Here is a 17,724-nt window from a genome sequence, read left to right as displayed (position 1 = left end):
AAACGCGAAAAGGGTGAAGAGGAGCGGAGGAGGTCGTCAGGCCAGGGACCCGTAGAGGCCGGGGCGGCGGTCCTTCAGGTACGGGTTCGCCTCGCGGGAGGCGGCGAGGAGGGCGGGGTCGAGATCGGCGAGGACGAGTTCCTCGACGCGGCCGGCGCGGGCGCGGGCGACTCCGTCGGGTCCGGCCAGCGCGGAGAGCCCGAAGAACTCGAACTCGCCTTCCTGGCCGACGCGGTTGGCGTAGGCGACGTACATCTGGTTCTCCCAGGCCCGCACCGGGACCAGGGACTCGGCGACGATCTCGAACGGGTGCATGTTCGCCGTCGGGACCAGCAGCAGGTCGGTGCCGGCCAGGGCGTGGGCGCGGACCAGCTCAGGGAACTCCACGTCGTAGCAGATCATGATCCCGACGGTGAGGCCGTTCAGCTGCGCCTGGACGACCGGCTGGTCGCCCGGGGTGAAGTGGTCCCGCTCGAAGCCGCCGAAGAGGTGGGACTTTCGGTAGTTCGCGAGCCGGGTGCCGTCGGCGGAGATCAGCTGGGCGGAGTTGTGGACGCGGTCGCCGTCGCGCTCCGGGTAGCCGTAGGTGATCGCGAGGCCGTGCCGGTGGGCCAGCTCGGCGATCGCGTCCGCGCTGTCGCCGTCGGCCGGCTCCGCGAGGCGGGCGACGTCGTCGCCGATCGCGTAGCCGGTGAGGAACATCTCCGGGGCGACGAGCAGCGCGGCGCCCGCGGCGGCGGCCCGGCCGGCGGCCTCGTCGAGCACCTTGAGGTTCTCGACGGTGGAGCCGGGTCGGCCGGAGCTCTGGAGCAGGGCGGTGCGCATGCGGGTCCTCACCGGGTACGGAAGGAGGTCTGGGGGTCAGTTAGACCGTACGGTCGGCGGGCCGGACCGGACAAGGCGGAGCCGTTGCGCGTGGCCGCGCGGTTCGTTGCGTCGGACGGGGCTCCGGCGGCGATTCGTTGCGCGGGGTCACAGCTCCCGCAGCCGCTCCACGATCACCTTCAGCAGCTCGGGGTCGGCGGCGGGACCCGTCGGCTCCACCCGGCGCGGCTCTCCGATGCCCACCAGACCGGCCTCGGCGAGGTCGGCGAGCAGCACGCGTACGACGGTGAGCGGCAGGTCGGCGTCCGCGGCGAGTTCGACGACGGGGCGGGCGCCGCGGCGCACCAGGTCGAGCAGCGCGGCACGGGCGTGGTCGACCCCGGGACGGCCCGCGTCCGCTCCCAGGTCCACGGCCGTGACCTGGGACATCAGGTCGATGGTGTGCTTGCCGGAGGGCTCGGTGCGGCCCCGGGTCACGGTGTAGGGGCGGACCAGGGAGCCGGTCTCGTCCTCGTACCAGTGCTCGTCGCTCACCGGAGGGTCAGGGGGCCGAACGGGCGGTGGCGTCGAGGTGCCGGCCGAGGCGGCGGACGAGCAGGGCCATCTCGTGTGCGAGCTGGCCCACGTCGGTGCGGACGTCGCTGAGCACGGCGAGGCGGCTGCCGTGCCCGGCCGGGGTGACGAAGAGGTAGGCGTCGTCGAGCATCACCATGGTCTGCCGCACCTCCCCGGCGCCGAACCGGTCCCCCGCGGAGCGGGCCAGGCTGTGGAAGCCGGAGCAGACGGCCGCGAGGTGCTCGATGTCCCGTCGCCGCATCCCCTCGGAGTGGCTGAGCGGCAGCCCGTCGGCGGTGAGCAGCACGGCCTGCCGGACGTGGTCGGTCCGGGCGACGAGGTCGTCGAGCAGCCAGCCGAGGTCGCTGCCGGGCCGGGCGGCGGGCTCCTGGCCGGCGGGGGGCCGTGAGCCGGCACCGGCTGCCGAGGCGGTGGCCGGCTCGGGCGGCTGGGGCTGGTCGTCACTGGTCATCGTCGGCACGGGTCCCTTCCTCGGTGTGGTTCGGCTCCTCGGGGCCGCTCGGCAGTCCTCTGCGCCCCCGGTCCAGGCCGCGCTGGAAGGCTCCGAAGACCGCCCGCATCTCGTCGGCGTCCAGGTCCCGCGCCTCGCCCAGGGCCTGCTCCGTGCGCAGCTCCGGGGCGAGGGAGGCCTGGCGGGTGCGGGTGGGCAGGGCCGGGGGCGGCGGCTCCGTGCCCGGGGCGGAGGTATCGGTCCGGCGGCCCGGACGGTCCGGCACGGACGGCGACAGCACACCGACCGCCGACGCGGGCCGGTGCCCCGGTTCCTCCGCCGCCGACGACCGCCCTCGTTCCGCCACGGACGACGACCGTCCGCCTCGCTCGCCGTCCCCTCCGCCTCGCTCGCCGTCCCCTCGGCCGTCCGCCGGCTCCGCCTCGGCCAGCACCGCCGCAGGCAGCAGGACCACCGCCGTGGTCCCCCCGTACGGCGACGCGCGCAGGGTCACCTCGATGCCGTGCCGGGCGGCCAGGCGGCCCACGACGTAGAGGCCGAGGCGGTCGTGGCGGGTGGGGTCGAAGGCGTCGGGGTCGGTGAGGGTGCGGCGGGCCGCGGAGAGCTGGTCCGCGTCGAGGCCGAGGCCCCGGTCGTCGATCTCCAGGGTGAAGCCGTGGCCGACCCGGCCGGTGCGCAGGGTCACCTGGGTGTGCGGCGGCGAGAACACCGTGGCGTTCTCCAGGAGCTCGGCGAGCAGGTGCACGACGTCGGCGACGGCGTCCGCGGCCACGCCCACCCCGGGCATCGGCGGCACCACGACCCGCGGGTAGTCCTCGATCTCGCCGACCGCCGAGGACACCACGTCGGCGACCGGCACGGGCCGCCGCCAGCGCCGTCCGGGGGTCGCGCCGGAGAGGATGATCAGGCTCTCCGCGTGCCGGCGCATCCGGGTGGTGAGGTGGTCGATGCGGAACAGCTCGCCCAGGACGGCCGGGTCGTCGGTGCGCCGTTCCAGTGTGTCGACGAGTTTCAGCTGGCGGTGGACGAGCGCCTGGTTGCGGCGGGCGATGTTGAGGAGGACCGCGAACAGGCCCCGCCGCAGGGTGGCCTGCTTGATCGCGGCCTCGACGGCGGCCAGCCGGGCCCGGTTGAACGAGCGGCCGACGTCCCCGATCTCGTCGTCGCCGGCCTCCCCGGCGGCCAGCGGCGGCGCCTCGGTGACCGCGTCCACGTCCTCACCTGCGCTCAACCGCTCCATGAGGGCGGGCAGTTGGCGCGCGGTCAGCAGGTCGGCCGCGTCCCGCAGGAGCTCCAGGCGGCGCGAGATGCGGCGCGCCCCGCGCACCGCGAACCAGAGCGACAGGCCCACCGCCGCGAGCCCGGCCGCGCCGACGACGGCCGCCTTGGCCAACTCCCGGTAGGCGAAGGCACGTCCGCGGGCACCGGAGTTCTCGGCGGAGTGCGTGCACAGCAGCATGTACTGCTTGACGGCCCGGTCGGTGGTCGACCGCCAGGTGTCCGCGGCGACGGCCGCACCGGCCCGGTCCGGGCCCGCCCGCAGCAGCGCGTCCTCGCCGCTCACCAGCGACCGGTACAGCGCGCCGCGCTGGAACGTCTCGAACAGGGCCCGCGAGTCCGACGGCAGGTCGGGGACGTAGGTCCGCTGGAAGACCCGCCGGTCCTCGATGGTCGCGGTGAGGGTGCGGTACTGCGCGCCGGTGAGCCGTCCGGCGGCCCGTGCCCCGGCGACCAGGGCGTCCTCGCGGGAGACGAACTCCCTTACCCGCACCAGCTCGACGACGACCTGGGACTCCCGGGCCAGCTGTCCGGCCTGGAGGGCGGTGAGGGCGGACTCGACGTCGAAGCCGGGCTCCACCAGGGCGCTGTAGCCGGTGACGGCGCGGTCCCAGGAGATCTTCCGGGACAGCACCTGCCCGCGCAGCTTCTCCAGCCCGCCGGTGGCGGTGACCATCGCGTCGAGCGCCTCCCGCTGCCGGTCGCCGAGGCGCCCGCGGTCGCCGTCCCGGACCGCGTCCCGCATCGCGGCCACGGCCCGGTCGGTGCGCCGCTGCTGGGCGAGCAGGTCGGCGGCAGTCGCCGTGTCCAGGCGAGCGCCCAGGTAGGCCGCCGACAGCCGCCGTTCGAGCTGGATCTGCCCGACGGCGGTGTCGACGGGGGTGCCGAAGTCGTCGTACACCCCCTGGAGCCGGATCAGCGCGCGCAGTTCGCCGGTGACGGACACCATGGCGAAGCTCCACAGGGCCGTCAGTGCGACGACCGGGGCGAGCGCGAGCGCCACGATCCGGGTGCGGACGGTGGTGGGTCGGCCGGGCCAGCGCATGGGTTACCTACCGGTGTTACCAGTGAGTAGGGGGGAGGCCCGCACAACTTACGGGATCGCCACCCCGGCCGCAATGGTTGCCGCGGGTAACCCCCGGTTAAGGCTCGACGGCGAACGTGGTGACGACGGCCGCGTGGTCGGACGGCCAGTCGTTGCCCGCCACTTCGGGCCAGGGCGCCGGGGTGCCGGTGACCCGGGTCCGGGAGTCGAGCACGCGCAGCCCCCTGTGCAGCACGTAGTCGATCCGGTCCTGGGGTTCGGGCCGCCCGCTGCCGTCCTCGTGGACGGGATGGATCGGCGACCAGGTGTGGCCGGGCGCGTCGGCCGGGTCCGGGTGCGCCTCGCGGTAGGAGTCGCGGAACCCGGCCTCCTCCGCGGCCTTCGTCACCGGCCACTCGACCGCCGGCCAGTCCAGGTGGGACGGGCAGTTGAAGTCGCCGACCAGCACCACGGGCACGTCGGTGTCCCCGATCCGCCGCAGCGCCTCCCTCATCTGCCCGAGCCGCACGCCCTCGTGGGCGATCAACTCGTCCGCCCCGAGCCCGTCGAAGTGGAACTCGTAGGGCCCGTACGGCGTGTAGTGCAGGTGCGCGGTCCAGATCTCGACCTCGCGGCCGGGGCGGACGGCGATCCGCACCCCGGCGGCGCCGTAGAAGCCGACGTCCGGGTCGCCGAGGCGGGCGGTGATCGGGTACCGGCTGATGATCCCGAGGTTCTCGCCCGCGGTGTGGTGGTGCCAGCCGAGGACCTCGGCGAGTTCCCGGGCGCCGGTCCCGGCGGTCTCCTGGAGGCCGACGACGTCCGCGCCCGCGTCCAGGACCGCCTTGAGCTGCTTGGCCCGGTGGTCGTCGACCGGGCTGCCGCCGAGCCACAGGTTCCAGGACATCACCCGCAGTTCCGGTACGGCCATCTCGCTCAGCTCCTTCGGGGTGACCCCGACCAGCGTGTCACGGACGGTCCGGCCGGGCGCGCCGCCGATCGGGGCGAGCGAGGGCACGGCCAGGACGGCACAGCCGGCGGCCTCGGCGGAGGCGACCCCGGTCTCGGTGTCCTCCACGGCGACGCAGCGGGCCGGGTCGACGCCGAGGGCGTGGCAGGCGGCCAGGTACGGGTCGGGGGCGGGCTTGGTGCGGTCGGTGTCGTCGGCGGTGACGGAGGCGGCGAACCGGCCGGGTCCGAGGGCGTCGAGGACGAGGTCGGCGACCGCGCGTGGGGACGCGGTGACCAGGGCGGTGGGGACGCCGGCCGCGGCCAGCGCGTCCAGCAGGTCGAGGGCGCCGGGGCGGGGCACGATGCCGGTGCGGACGCGGTCCGCGAACTCCCGGTGCAGTACGGCCGCGAGCTCCGCGGCCGGCCGGCCCGTGCCGGCGGCGAGCCAGCCGGCGGTGTGCTCCACCGGCCGGCCGAGCACCTCCGGCTCGTCGGCCTCGGTGAGCGGCCGCCCGGCGACCTGTTCCACCGCCTCCCACCACAGTCGCTCGGTGTCGACGAGCGTGCCGTCCATGTCGAACAGGACGGCCTGGAGCGGGAGTCGTGGGTGGGGGGTCACGTTGTTGTCATTCCTCACGTGGGGGGGCGGGACTTCGGGAAGCGTTACTTCTGGACGCGCGGTGCCACGAGCACCGGCCGCTCGGGCAGGGACACGGTCACGGCGGATCCGGCGCCCAGGGCGGCGGCGTCGTGGGCGGGCAGGTCGGCCTTGGCCTCGGTGCCGTCGGCGAGCCGTACGGTGACCCGGACGACCGCGCCCAGGAAGGCGGTGGCGACGACGGTGGCCGTACCGGCGCCGTCGCCGCGCACCTGGACCGCCTCGGGCCGCACGAGCACGTCGGCCTCGCCCGCGCCCGGCGCCTGTCCGTCGACCGGCAGCCGCTGTCCGAGCACCTCGACGGTGCCGTCCGCGACCGTCCCCGGGATCCGGCTCATCGTGCCGACGAACTCGGCGACGAAGGCGGTGGCCGGACGGCCGTACAACTCGGCGGGTTCGGCGCACTGTTCGAGCTGCCCGGCGCGCATCACGGCGACCCGGTCGGCGATGGACAGCGCCTCCTCCTGATCGTGCGTCACGAAGAGGGTGGTGATCCCGAGTTCCTGCTGGAGCCGGCGGATCTCCTCGCGGAGCGACAGCCGGACCTTGGCGTCGAGGGCCGACAGCGGCTCGTCGAGGAGGAGCACGCGGGGCCGCAGGGCGAGCGCGCGGGCGAGGGCGATGCGCTGCTGCTGGCCGCCGGAGAGCTGGTGCGGGAACCGCTCCGCCTTGTCGCCGAGCCCGACCAGGTCCAGCAACTCGGCCGCACGGGCGCGCCGTTCACTCGTGCGCACCTTGCGCATCCGCAGCCCGAAGGCCACGTTGTCGACGGCGTTCAGATGCGGGAAGAGGCTGTACGACTGGAAGACCATCCCGGCGTCACGGCGGTGGGCCGGGACGTGGGTGACGTCCTCGCCGTCCACCAGAACGGCGCCGGAGTCGGGGTGTTCGAAGCCGGCGAGCATGCGCAGCGCGGTGGTCTTGCCGCAGCCGGACGGGCCGAGCAGGGCCAGGAACTCCCCCGGCCGCACGGTCAGATCGAGTCCGTCGAGGGCGACGGTGGCGCCGAACTCGCGCCGCAGCGACCGGAATTCGACGGTCGCGGCCTTCTCAAGGGTGGCGGTGGTCATGGTGTGTCATCCCCGGGAGGAAGCGGTTCGGTCACGGCCGCCGGCACCGGCGAGCGCGAGGAGCAGGGCCCAGGTCACCAGGAGACTGAGCACGGATACGGCGACGGACATCTGGGCCTGGGAGCCGCCGACGTTGTAGATCCACACGGCGAAGGGCTGGTAGCCCAGCAACCGGGCGACGGTGAACTCGCCGAGCACGAGGGCCAGGGTGAGGAAGGAGGCGTTCAGCAGCGCCCCGCGCAGGTTGGGCAGCACGGCCCGGACGAGCGCCTGCGGCCAGTTGGCGCCGCAGCTGCGGGCGGCCTCGACCAGGGTGCGCACGTCGATCGCGCGCAGCCCGGCGTCCAGTGCCCGGTAGACGAAGGGCAGCGCCATCACGACGTAGGCGAGGACCAGGACGACCGGGAAGGTCGGGTTCTGGACGGCGACGAACGTCTCGAACAGCGGGGTCTTGGACAGATAGTCCGGACCCCACTTGAGCACGGTCACGATGCCGGCGACGAACGCGATCGGCGGCACCACCAGCGGCAGCGAGCAGACGATCTCGACCACCGGGCGCAGCCGGGGCGCGCTCAGCCGCAGCGCGACCACGGCCGGCACCATCAGCAGCAGCACGACGGCGATGGTGGCGACGGCCAGCTCAAGGGAGAGCAGCAGGCTGGAGGTGAACCCGTCGGCGGACAGGATCTGGCTGTAGGCGTCGAAGGTGACGCCCTGGCCGGGCACGTCGACCGTGAAGACGACGGAGGCGCCCAGCGGGACCAGGAAGTAGAGGGCGGCGAGGCCGAGGACGGCCCAGCGCCAGGGGGTCAGGCGTCGAGCCATCGGGCGCTCCGTCGTTGCAGGGGCAGGTACACGGCCATCACCACGCCCGCCACCAGCACCATGTCCAGGCTGAGGGCGAGGGCCACGTTCTCCTGGCCGACCAGGACGTTGCCGGAGAGGGCGTCGGCGATCTGCAGGGTGACCAGCGGGACCGCGCTGCCGACCATCGCGGCGGCGGTGGCGTAGGCGGCGAAGGCGCTGCCGAAGAGCAGTACGAGCCCGCCGAGCAGCGAGGGCGCGAGCACGGGCAGGGCCACGAACCGCCAGTACTGCACGCCGGTGGCACCGTTGTTGAGCGCGGCCTCGCGCCACTGGGTGCGCAGTCCGTCCAGGGCCGGGGTGATGGTGAGGACCATCAGCGGGATCAGGAAGTACAGGTAGACCAGGACGAGACCCCAGAAGCTGTACAGGTCCCAGCCGTGGTCCGTGAGGTGCAGGTGCACGGTGAGCACACCGGCGTTGCCGAGGGTCGCGACGAACGCGAACGCCAGCGGCACGCCGCCGAAGTTGGCGAGCACACCGGATGCGGTGAGCACGGCCTCGCGCAGCGCCCGGGAGCGCGAGCTGACAACGGCCTGCGCGAGCGGCAGCCCGAGGACGGCGGCGATGAGGGCGGAGAGCGCGGACAGTTTCACGCTGCCCACGAGGGCGGTGAGGTACGGCCCCTGCAGCGAGTTGCCGAGGTTGCTCGCGGTGTACGAACTCACCCCGCTGGCCGGGTCCTTGACCGTGAAGGCGCCGTTCAGCATGGCGACGGCCGGCAGCCCGAAGGCGACGGCCGTGAAGGCGAGGAGCGGGACGACGGCGAGCCAGCCGGGGGCGCGGCGCCGCCGCTTCTGGGAAGCGGCGGACGCCACGTCGGCCCGCGTGAGCGTGGCCGTCATCCGGAGACGGCCTTCGACCAGCCGGTCGAGAGGACGGTCTTGGCCTTGTCCTGCTGGGCCTCGGTCGGGAAGGTGGGCGTGCCGGTGACCGCGGGCAGCTTGGCGGCGGCGGTCTTGTCCAGCGTGCCGGCCTTCTCCATCGAGGACATCAGGACCGGACGCGCGTACCCCTTGAGCCACAGGTTCTGGCCTTCGGTGCTGTACAGGTACTCCTGCCACAGGCGGGCGGCCGCCGGGTGCGGGGCGTCCTTGTTGATGGCCTGGGAGTAGAACTGCGCGTACTGGCCGTCGGTCGGGATGCTGACCTTCCAGTCGACGCCCTTGGACTTGAACTCGTCGGCGTAACCGGCGTTCAGGTAGTCCCAGTCGATGGAGATGGGCGTCTCGCCCTTCTCGACGGTGGCCGGGGTGGACTCGACCGGCGTGTAGTTGCCGTTCTTCTTCAGCTTGGCGAAGAAGTCGAGGCCGGGCTGGATGTCGTCGAAGGAGCCCTTGTTGGCGAGCGCCGCCGCGTACACGCCGCCGAACGCGGAACCGGACTTGGTCGGGTTGCCGTTGAGGGCGACCTGGCCCTTGTACTGCGGCTTGAGCAGGTCGGCGAAGGTGGTCGGGCAGGTCTTGACCCGCTTCGCGTCGCAGCCGATGGAGATGTAGCCGCCGTAGTCGTTGTACCAGCGGGCCTGCGGGTCCTTCTGCCCGGTGGCGATGTCGTCGTACGAGGTCACCTTGTAGGGCGCGAGCAGCCCCTGCTGGGCGGCGCTCAGCGCGAACGAGGAGCCGAGGTCGAGGACGTCCGGCGCCCGGTCCTGGCCCTTGCGCGAGGTCACGGCGTTGATCTCGTCCTGGCTGGAGCCGTCGGGGCTCTCGTCCTCGATCTTGATGCCGTACTTCTTCTTGAAGCCGTCGATGATGGCGCCGTAGTTCGCCCAGTCGCGGGGCACCGCGATGATGTGCAGCGTGCCCTCCTTCTTGGCGGCGGCGACCAGCTTGTCCATGCCGCCGAGGTCGGCGGCGGAGGTGGCGGTGGCGGCGTTCTTGCCGTCGGAGGTGGTGGACGACGCGTTGTCGGGGGCGGCGCCGCAGGCGCTCAGGGCAAGCGCGGCTACGGCGGCGAGGGAGCCGCCGAGGAGGGCGGTTCTCGGCAGGGACACGGTCACGGTCTCTCCAGGGAGTACGCACGAGGGTGGGTGGCGCTGTGGGCGGCGCCGGGCGAACTTGTCTGAACAAGTTGGCTCACAGTACGCCCGCTGCGGATGTCGGGACTGTGAACTGCGGAAAAACCCTGGCCCCTAATTCCCTGCACACTCCTGGTCGGTCGCGGGCTGACACGAATCACCCGGGAGCGTCGATTAGGCTGATCACGCTGTGCACAGCTGCCGACTCAGAGGGGAAGCATGACGGCGCGACACGAGGAGATCGCCGACGAGCTGCGGCAGGCCATCGACCGCGAGGAGTACACCGTCGGCAGTCGACTGCCCTCGGAGACGGAGCTCGCCGCGGAGTACGGGGTCTCCCGCGGCACGGTCCGCCAGGCGGTCGCCGCGCTCACCGCCGAGGGGCTGATCGGTTCCCGCCAGGGCGCCCGCCGGGTGGTCCTGGCCAGCCGCCGCAGCCAGAGCTTCGCGGAGCTGCGCAGCTTCGCGCAGTGGGCGAGGGCGATGGGCCGCGAGGCGACGGGACACGTGGTGTCCCAGGAGTACCGGTCGGCCACCCAGGAGGACGCCGTACGCCTCCAACTGGCCGTCGGTACGCCCGTGTTGCATGTGCTGCGGGTCCGCGGACTGGACGGCGAGCCGGTGTTGCTGGAGCGCACGGTCTACGCGGACTGGATTTCCCCGGCAGTCGAGGCGATAGAGCCCGACTGCCCGTCGGTCACGCAACGCCTTTACGAGGACAAGGGGTTGGTCTTCGCATACGGCGAGCACGTCATCGACGCGGTGGCGGCGGGGGCGCAGGACGCCGAACTGCTCGGCATCCGCCGGACGAGCCCGCTGCTGCGGGTGCGGCGCGTGACGACGACGCGGGAGGGGCGGCCGGTGGAGTGGTCCGACGACCGCTACCGGTCGGACGCGGTGAGCTTCAGTGTGCACAACTCCATCGGGAACAACGCGTTGGCGAGGAAGACCGCGGAGTAGGGCGGCGGGTGCGGGCCGGTGGGGGTCGTTCGCGCAGTTCCCCGCGCCCCTGGGCCGGCGGCCGAACCGCGCCCTGAAGGGGCGCGGGGAACTGCGCGATCAGCCACGGACCACCCGCACCCGGCGTACGACCGCACCCCCCGAGCCCTCCGCCGCTCTCACCCCGGCGCGCCGGAAGAGAAACGGCGCAGCAGCGGCGACAGCACCAGCACCGACTTGGTGCGCTCCACGAACGGCTCCCCCGCGATCCGCTCCAGCACCCTCTCGAAGTGCCGCATGTCGGAGGCGAAGACCTGCACGACCGCGTCGGCCTCACCGGTGACCGTCGACGCGGCCACCACCTCCTGGTAGCGCTCCAGGCCCCGCTGGATGGTCTCCGGGGACGTGTTGCGCCGGCAGTAGATCTCGACGAACCCCTCGGTCTCCCAGCCGAGGGCCGCCGGGTCGACCCGTACGGTGAATCCGGTGATCGCTCCGGTGGCGCGCAGCCGGTCCACCCGCCGTTTGACGGCGGGCGCGGACAGGCCGACCAGTTGCCCGATGTCCGCGTAGGAGCGGCGGGCGTCCTCGGCGAGGGCGTGCACGATGCGTTCGTCGAGATCGTTCAGCAAGGGGTCGTTCAGCTTTCAGGTGGTGCAGGACGGGACCGGCGACAGCCGTACACGAAGTAGAACACGGACCCGAACCCGGGACCGGCGCCCGGCTGGACGCGCCTAGCTCCAGCTCGCGTGCAGCGGCTTGCCCTCCGCGTACCCAGCCGCGCTCTGGATCCCGACGATCGCCTTCTCGGCGAACTCCTCCAGCGACCCCGCGCCGGCGTACGTGCAGGACGAGCGGACCCCCGCGATGATCGAGTCGATCAGGTCCTCCACCCCCGGCCGGGCCGGGTCGAGGAACATCCGGGAGGTGGAGATGCCCTCCTCGAAGAGCGCCTTGCGGGCCCGGTCGTAGGCCGACTCCTCGGACGTGCGGTTGCGCACCGCCCGCGCGGAGGCCATGCCGAACGACTCCTTGTACAGCCGCCCGTCGGCGTCCTGCTGGAGGTCGCCCGGGGACTCGTAGGTGCCCGCGAACCAGGAGCCGACCATCACGTTGGACGCCCCGGCGGCCAGCGCCATGGCGACGTCACGGGGGTGCCGGACACCGCCGTCGGCCCACACGTGCTTGCCGTACTTCCGCGCCTCGGCGGCGCACTCCAGGACCGCCGAGAACTGCGGCCGGCCGACGCCGGTCATCATGCGGGTGGTGCACATGGCGCCGGGGCCCACGCCGACCTTGATGATGTCCGCGCCCGCGTCGACGAGGTCCTTGACGCCCTCGGCGGAGACGATGTTGCCGGCCGCGATCGGGACCTGCGGGTCGAGGCCTCGGACCAGCCTGATCGCGTTGATCATCGACTCCTGGTGGCCGTGCGCCGTGTCGATGACGAGCGTGTCGACGCCCGCGTCGAGCAGCTGCTTGGCCTTGTCCGCGAAGTCGCCGTTGATGCCGACGGCGGCGGCGACGCGCAGCCGGCCGTGCGCGTCGGTCGCCGGGCTGTACAGGGTGGCGCGCAGGGCGCCCTTGCGGGTGAGGATGCCGGCGAGCTTGCCGTCCCGGTCGACCGCCGGGGCGTAGCGGCGGTTGGCACCGTCCAGCTTGTTGAAGGCCTCGCGGGGGTCGATGTCCGCGTCGAGGAGCAGCAGGTCGCGGGACATGACCTCGGCGAGCTGGGTGAACCGGTCGACGCCGGTGAGGTCCCGGTCGGTGACGACGCCGACGGGGCGGCCGTCCTCGTCGACGACGACACCGGCGTTGTGCGCCCGCTTCGGCAGCAGGGCCAGCGCGTCGGCGACGGTCTGGTGCGGGGCCAGCACGATCGGGGTGTCGAGGACCAGGTGGCGGCTCTTGACCCAGGTGATGACATCGGTGACCACGTCGATCGGAATGTCCTGCGGGATCACGACGAGTCCGCCCCGCCGGGCCACCGTCTCGGCCATCCGGCGGCCCGCGATCGCCGTCATGTTGGCGACGACCAGCGGGATGGTGGTGCCCGTGCCGTCCGGCGAGCCGAGGTCCACGCCCTGACGCGAACCGACCGCGGAGCGGCTCGGCACCATGAAGACGTCGTCGTACGTCAGGTCGTACGCGGGCTGGAGGTCATTGAGGAATCGCACGTGCCGCACATCCCAGTCGATCAGAGGTGACCCCCGGACCGGCCGGCCAGAGGGAAAAGCACGTACTTCATTCTCCCATGCCGACCGGCGCGCCATGCCCGGGACGAACGTCCAGGCAGGTCAGAGCCCGCTTGGACGAAACTACAGGGGCTGCGGTGAGGTCAGCGGAGGGCAAGGGCGACGGTCAGCGCGGGCTCGTCGGCGGACGCGTCGGCGAACACCTGCCGGGCGGTCTCCCACTCGTCCGGTCTGCTCCGCGCGTATCCCTGCCAGCCGGTGACGACGATCAGGAGCCCGCGGTCGACGGCCTCCGGCGGCCACACCGAGGGGTCGCGGAGGCTGTCGGTCAGGGCGTCCCAGTTGCGCCCGAACCAGCCGGGCAGCTCCAGGGCGGCGGCGATCCGGTCCATCAGGCCGGCCTTGTCGGCGACCCCGTCGAGGTCGAGCGTGACCAGATGCGGGCTCGTCGCCATCTCAGCGGCTTCCAAGCGGGGTCGTGGTGCCGGGGAGCGCGGGCAGGTCGTCCAGGAAGTCGTCGGAGGGCACGAAGAAGAGGGTGCCGGTGACCGCGGTGGAGAAGTCGAGGATCCGGTCGTGGGTGGCGTCCCCGGTGCCGAGGAACATGTTGCGCAGCATCTGCTCGATGACGTCGGGCGTCCGGGCGTACCCGATGAAGTAGGTGCCGAACTCGCCGCCGCCGGGAGTGCCGAAGGGCATGTTGTCCCGCAGGATCTTCTGCTCCTCGCCGTCCGGTCCGGTGACCGTGTTCAGGCCCTTGTGGGAGGCCGGCTCGTCCAGTTCGACGTTGGCGGCCTTCGTCCGGCCGATGATCCGCTCCTGCGTCTCGACGGGCAGCGCGTTCCAGGCGTCGAGGTCGTGGAGGTACTTCTGCACGACCACGTAGCTGCCGCCGGCATGGCCGGGGTCCTCGGCGCCGATCAGGACGGCCCTGCGGGCGGCGGCGCCGACCGGGTTCTCGGTGCCGTCGACGAAGCCCAGCAGGTCGCGCGCGTCCAGGTACCTGAAGCCCGGCACCTCGTCCTCGACGGTCACCACGTCGCGCAGCCGGTGCATGATCTCGGCGGCGAGCCCGAAGCACAGGTCGAACCGGGTGGCCCTGATGTGCAGGAGGAGGTCGCCGGGGGTGGCGACCGCGGTGTGCCGGGATCCCTCCAGCGGCCGGAAGGGGTGCAGTCCCGCCGGGCGCGCATGGTCGAACAGACGGTCCCAGGCAGCCGAGCCGACCCCCACCACACAGCTCAGCGCGGCGTCCGGCGACCCGAACCCGAAACTGCGCTGCAGTGCCCGGACATCCCCCAGCACCTCCCGCGCCGTGCCCTCGCCGCCGGGGCGGACGGTGAGCACCAGGAAGATCGCGGCGCTGGTCAACGGACCGAGCACCGGCTGCGGTTCGGTTCCCGGCACGGCCTGGGGTTCAGTGGTCAACGCGTCCTCCCGATGCGATCGGCACACGGCCTGTCGTACACATACTCGGGGTTGACGGCGTCCATCGGACGAAGACGCTCCAAACAGCGGTACCGAGACCGTCAGGGGCGCACCGGTCCATCGCCCGGAAACTCTCCAGGAAATTTCCTTCGCCAAACGGAATAGACAGACCTGTCTATGATGTTGACCAGGTCAGTTAGACAGACCGGTCTACTCACCACGGTCCCCGAACCGACGCTCTTCGGCCCACGCCCTCGCGAAGGATCTCCGATGAACCACCTCGCACCGCACGAGCGAACCGAGCGCACTGTGCGCGCCGCGCACACGACGGCAGCACGCAGGCCGATCCCGCCGCGCGCGGCGTTCTACGTGCTCGCCTCCGTCGTCGTCTCCTTCCTGGCCGCCTCCAGCGCGCCCACCCCGCTCTACGCGACCTACCAGGCCGAATGGGGATTCACCCCGATCACCACCACGGTCGTCTTCGGCGTCTACGCCATCGCCGTCCTCTCCGGCCTGCTGGTCCTCGGCAAGCTGTCCGACCACGTCGGCCGCCGCCCGGTCCTGATCACCGCGATCGCCGCCCAGGCCGCCGCGATGCTGCTCTTCTCCACCGCCGGGGGCGTCGGCGAACTGCTCGCCGCCCGCGTCGTGCAGGGCCTGTCCACCGGCGCCGCGCTCGGCGCGATCGGTGCCGGGATGATGGACATCAACCGCTCCCGCGGCACGCTCGCGAACGCCTTCGTACCCGGTCTGGGCACCGCGACGGGCGCCCTGGTCAGCGGATTCGTCGTGCAGTACCTGCCCGCCCCGACCCACACGATCTACCTCGGCCTGCTCGTCGTGTTCGCGGCCCAGGCCGTCGCCATCGCCCTGATCGACGAGACCGTCACCCGCAAGCCGGGCGCACTGGCCAGCCTGGTGCCCGAGATCAGGCTCCCGCGCACCGTCCGCGGCGCCGTCCTGGCGACGGCCCCGGTCATGTTCGCCGTCTGGGCACTGGCCGGGTTCTACGGCTCCCTCGGCCCGGCCCTGGTCCGCACCCTGGTCGGCTCCACCTCCGCCGTCTGGGGCGGCCTCGGCCTCTTCGTCCTGGCGTTCGTGGCGGCAAGCTCGGTCCTCGCCCTGCGCGGCGCCTCGGCGACCACCGTGACGTACACCGGCATCGCCGCGCTGGTCGCCGGGGTGGCACTCACCCTGGTGGCCGTGGACCGCGGCACCGCGGTGCTGTTCTTCGTCGGCACGGCCGTGGCCGGCCTCGGCTTCGGCAGCGGTTTCCAGGGCGGCATCCGCACCGTGATGCCGCTGACCAGGCCGCACGAGAGCTCGGGCGTGCTGTCCCTGCTCTTCGTCGTCTCCTACCTCGGCATGGGGGTCCCCTCCGTGCTCGCCGGTGTGCTGGTGGTGCACGGCGGCGGGCTGGTCCCGACCTCCGAGGAGTACGGCGCGGTGGTCATCGCCCTGGCCCTGCTGGCCCTCGCCGCCCTGCTGCTGCGCGGCAAGCCGCAGAGCGCGCCGGGTGTGCTGGTGGCCTCCGGCGGTACCCCGGCCGTCCACGCCGAGCACGCGGACGCGTCCCGGTGACCGCCGTCCCGACCACTGAGTAGACCGGTCTGGTCAGCCGTAGAGTCGAGAAGGCGAGAAGTCGAGAAGGTGAGTGGCATGACGAAGACGTTGAGCGCCAAGGCGGCTCCCACGGCCCGGGAGCGGCTGCTCTCGGCCGCGAACGAGCTGTTCTACGCCGAGGGCGTGCAGACGGTCGGGATCGACCGGATCATCGAGCACGCCGGGGTCGCCAAGGCGTCGCTGTACAACACCTTCGGCGGCAAGGAACAGCTCATCCGCGCCTACCTCGACGCCCGGCACACCAAGCTGACCGAGCGGCTGCTGCGCGCTGTCGACGCCGCCGGCACCCCGCGCGAGCGGCTGCTGGCGGTCTTCGACGCACAGGCCGAGCTGCTCGCCCAGCAGAGCTACCACGGCTGCGCCTTCGTGGCGGCGAGCGCGGAGGCCAAGCACGGCAGCGCCATCGAGGAGGCCTCCGACACCGCCCGCTCCTGGATCCGCGCGCTGTTCACCGGCCTCGCCCGGGACGCCGGCGCCCCGCATCCCGAGGCGCTCGCCCACCAGCTCCACCTGCTGTACGACGGGAGCGGGGTGTCCGCACGGATGGACCGCGACCCGTCGGCGGGCACGGTCGCCCGGGAGGCGGCCGCCGTGCTGATCGACGCGGCACTTCCGAAGCGGCCCTGAGGACCGGACGGCCGAAGCGGCCCTGAGGACCCGACGGCCGAAGCGGTTCTGCGGATCCGAAAGACAGAAGCGCCGCGGCAGCGTTGTCACCCGAGCTGCCGCGGCGCTGCCGTGCCACCGGTCAGGGACCGTCCGGGTCCGCGCGGTTCAGCGCGGGCTTGGGAGTGGTGCCCGCCGTCATCAGGTAGTCGGCAGCCGAGGTGTCGGTGACGAGGCTGGTGACCAGCCCCGACCGCAGCACCGCGTCGATCGCGGCGGCCTTGCGCTGTCCGCCCGCGATCGCGACGACCTCCGGGACACGGCGCAACTGGTCGGCCTTGACCGTGATGCAGCGCTCCCCCAGGTCGCGTCCGACCCGGCGACCCTCGGCGTCGAAGAGGTGCGCGGCCATCTCGGCGGCGACGCCCAGCGTGGCGTAGTGCGCGCGCTCCTCGTCGCTGAGCATGTCGTGCACCGTGGAGATGCCGGGCTCCCAGGAGCCGATGGAGACGCAGGCGACCGTGACCTTGTCGAAGTACTCGAAGGCCCGGGCGATCCCGGTCTGGTTGCGCAGCGCCGCCGCGGTGGCCGCGTCCGGCAGCAGCATCGGCGCGTAGATCGGGTGGGCGTCGCCGCCCGACACCTGGGCGGCGCGCCGGACGGCCTCGACCGAGCCGCGCTCGGAGGTCCCGGCGTCGTACACACCGGTCAGCTGCACCACCGTGCAGGGCGGCAGCCGGTCGAGCGCCGCCGCCATGTGGATGGTGGACCGGCCCCAGGCCAGGCCGAGCACATCCCCCTCGTTGACGAGCTCGCCGAGCAGGTCCGCGGCCACCTCACCCAGGTTCTCCGGGTCCGGGGTCTCCTCCGCCTCGGCCGGGGACTCGACCACGACGGCATGCCGCAGGCCGTACCGGGCACGGAGCGCGTCCGAGCGCTCGGCGTCCAGTTCGGCCGGTACGCGGATCTCGATGCGTACGAGATCCCTTTCGAGGGCAGTCTCCAGTACCCGGGCCACCTTGAAGCGGCTGACGCCGAACTCCTCGGCGATCTGGATCTTGGACTTGCCTTCGAGGTAGAAGCGGCGGGCCATGGCCGCCGCCTGCACCAGCTCTGCGGGTCCCATCCGCATGGCTGACCGGCCCGCCGACATACCCGACACGGCCATCTCCTCACTGCTGTTCACACTCTGGATACGCCGTTCATCCTTGCAGAT

At 72.6% G+C, this 17,724-nt stretch carries 17 protein-coding genes; 3 read left to right on the top strand and 14 right to left on the bottom strand.

What is annotated here, in order from left to right:
• Positions 1–36: 36 nt before the first annotated feature.
• From ACGF5O_RS26070 to ACGF5O_RS26030, 9 genes are all read right to left on the bottom strand, one after another.
• On the bottom strand, positions 37–825 hold the full coding sequence (locus ACGF5O_RS26070) for a carbon-nitrogen hydrolase family protein (protein ID WP_393812266.1): 789 nt from the start codon (positions 823–825) through the stop codon (positions 37–39).
• 147 nt (positions 826–972) lie between these two features.
• Positions 973–1,359, bottom strand: a complete 387-nt coding sequence (locus ACGF5O_RS26065; protein ID WP_393812265.1) for a DUF742 domain-containing protein — start codon at positions 1,357–1,359, stop codon at positions 973–975.
• Positions 1,360–1,366: 7 nt separating this feature from the next.
• Positions 1,367–1,852 (bottom strand): roadblock/LC7 domain-containing protein, encoded by a 486-nt coding sequence (locus tag ACGF5O_RS26060; RefSeq protein ID WP_393812264.1) that lies wholly within the window; start codon positions 1,850–1,852, stop codon positions 1,367–1,369.
• The gene (locus tag ACGF5O_RS26055; RefSeq protein ID WP_393812263.1) at positions 1,842–4,175 is read right to left on the bottom strand and encodes a nitrate- and nitrite sensing domain-containing protein; all 2,334 of its coding nucleotides are present in this window, start codon (positions 4,173–4,175) and stop codon (positions 1,842–1,844) included. Before ACGF5O_RS26055 ends, ACGF5O_RS26060 begins: the two co-directional genes overlap by 11 nt.
• A gap of 97 nt (positions 4,176–4,272) precedes the next feature.
• Positions 4,273–5,724, bottom strand: coding sequence for an HAD-IA family hydrolase (locus tag ACGF5O_RS26050; RefSeq protein WP_393812262.1), 1,452 nt, complete (start codon positions 5,722–5,724; stop codon positions 4,273–4,275).
• A gap of 44 nt (positions 5,725–5,768) precedes the next feature.
• Positions 5,769–6,833 (bottom strand): ABC transporter ATP-binding protein, encoded by a 1,065-nt coding sequence (locus tag ACGF5O_RS26045; protein ID WP_393812261.1) that lies wholly within the window; start codon positions 6,831–6,833, stop codon positions 5,769–5,771.
• Between the two features lie 6 nt (positions 6,834–6,839).
• Entirely contained in the window at positions 6,840–7,658 is an 819-nt protein-coding gene (locus tag ACGF5O_RS26040) for an ABC transporter permease (protein WP_393812260.1), read from the bottom strand.
• Positions 7,643–8,542 carry an ABC transporter permease gene (locus tag ACGF5O_RS26035; protein ID WP_393812259.1) on the bottom strand — a complete coding sequence of 300 codons (900 nt, stop codon included), beginning with the start codon at positions 8,540–8,542 and terminating at the stop codon, positions 7,643–7,645. The genes ACGF5O_RS26040 and ACGF5O_RS26035 overlap by 16 nt, the downstream gene beginning before the upstream one ends.
• Complete coding sequence (locus tag ACGF5O_RS26030) at positions 8,539–9,699, bottom strand: ABC transporter substrate-binding protein (protein ID WP_393812258.1); 1,161 nt, start codon at positions 9,697–9,699, stop codon at positions 8,539–8,541. Before ACGF5O_RS26030 ends, ACGF5O_RS26035 begins: the two co-directional genes overlap by 4 nt.
• Before the next feature lie 237 nt (positions 9,700–9,936).
• Between ACGF5O_RS26030 and ACGF5O_RS26025 the strand changes: the two genes are divergently transcribed.
• Positions 9,937–10,677, top strand: a complete 741-nt coding sequence (locus ACGF5O_RS26025; RefSeq protein ID WP_393812257.1) for a GntR family transcriptional regulator — start codon at positions 9,937–9,939, stop codon at positions 10,675–10,677.
• A gap of 158 nt (positions 10,678–10,835) precedes the next feature.
• Here the strand turns inward: ACGF5O_RS26025 and ACGF5O_RS26020 are convergent, their stop codons facing one another.
• From ACGF5O_RS26020 to ACGF5O_RS26005, 4 genes are all read right to left on the bottom strand, one after another.
• Positions 10,836–11,288: an Lrp/AsnC family transcriptional regulator gene (locus tag ACGF5O_RS26020; RefSeq protein WP_046726552.1), complete on the bottom strand. Its 453-nt coding sequence runs from the start codon at positions 11,286–11,288 to the stop codon at positions 10,836–10,838.
• Positions 11,289–11,390: 102 nt separating this feature from the next.
• Positions 11,391–12,833, bottom strand: a complete 1,443-nt coding sequence (locus tag ACGF5O_RS26015; protein ID WP_393812256.1) for a GuaB1 family IMP dehydrogenase-related protein — start codon at positions 12,831–12,833, stop codon at positions 11,391–11,393.
• Between the two features lie 161 nt (positions 12,834–12,994).
• The gene (locus tag ACGF5O_RS26010) at positions 12,995–13,306 is read right to left on the bottom strand and encodes a barstar family protein (RefSeq protein WP_393812255.1); all 312 of its coding nucleotides are present in this window, start codon (positions 13,304–13,306) and stop codon (positions 12,995–12,997) included.
• Position 13,307: 1 nt separating this feature from the next.
• The gene (locus ACGF5O_RS26005) at positions 13,308–14,279 is read right to left on the bottom strand and encodes a Dyp-type peroxidase (RefSeq protein ID WP_393812254.1); all 972 of its coding nucleotides are present in this window, start codon (positions 14,277–14,279) and stop codon (positions 13,308–13,310) included.
• 270 nt (positions 14,280–14,549) lie between these two features.
• Here ACGF5O_RS26005 and ACGF5O_RS26000 point away from each other — a divergent pair, with 270 nt between their 5' ends.
• Both ACGF5O_RS26000 and ACGF5O_RS25995 read left to right on the top strand, forming a co-directional pair.
• A complete protein-coding gene (locus ACGF5O_RS26000; RefSeq protein ID WP_393812253.1) occupies positions 14,550–15,860 on the top strand; it encodes an MFS transporter in 1,311 nt (436 codons plus the stop codon).
• 78 nt (positions 15,861–15,938) lie between these two features.
• Entirely contained in the window at positions 15,939–16,529 is a 591-nt protein-coding gene (locus ACGF5O_RS25995) for a TetR/AcrR family transcriptional regulator (RefSeq protein WP_393812252.1), read from the top strand.
• A gap of 121 nt (positions 16,530–16,650) precedes the next feature.
• Here the strand turns inward: ACGF5O_RS25995 and ACGF5O_RS25990 are convergent, their stop codons facing one another.
• Positions 16,651–17,694, bottom strand: a complete 1,044-nt coding sequence (locus ACGF5O_RS25990; protein WP_393812251.1) for a sugar-binding transcriptional regulator — start codon at positions 17,692–17,694, stop codon at positions 16,651–16,653.
• Positions 17,695–17,724 lie beyond the last annotated feature (30 nt).

It is taken from the genome of Streptomyces sp. NPDC048291 (assembly GCF_043201715.1).
In the GTDB taxonomy this organism is placed as follows: domain Bacteria; phylum Actinomycetota; class Actinomycetes; order Streptomycetales; family Streptomycetaceae; genus Streptomyces.
The sequence above is the reverse complement of the archived record's forward strand: the minus strand, read 5'-3'. Positions and strand labels throughout refer to the sequence as shown.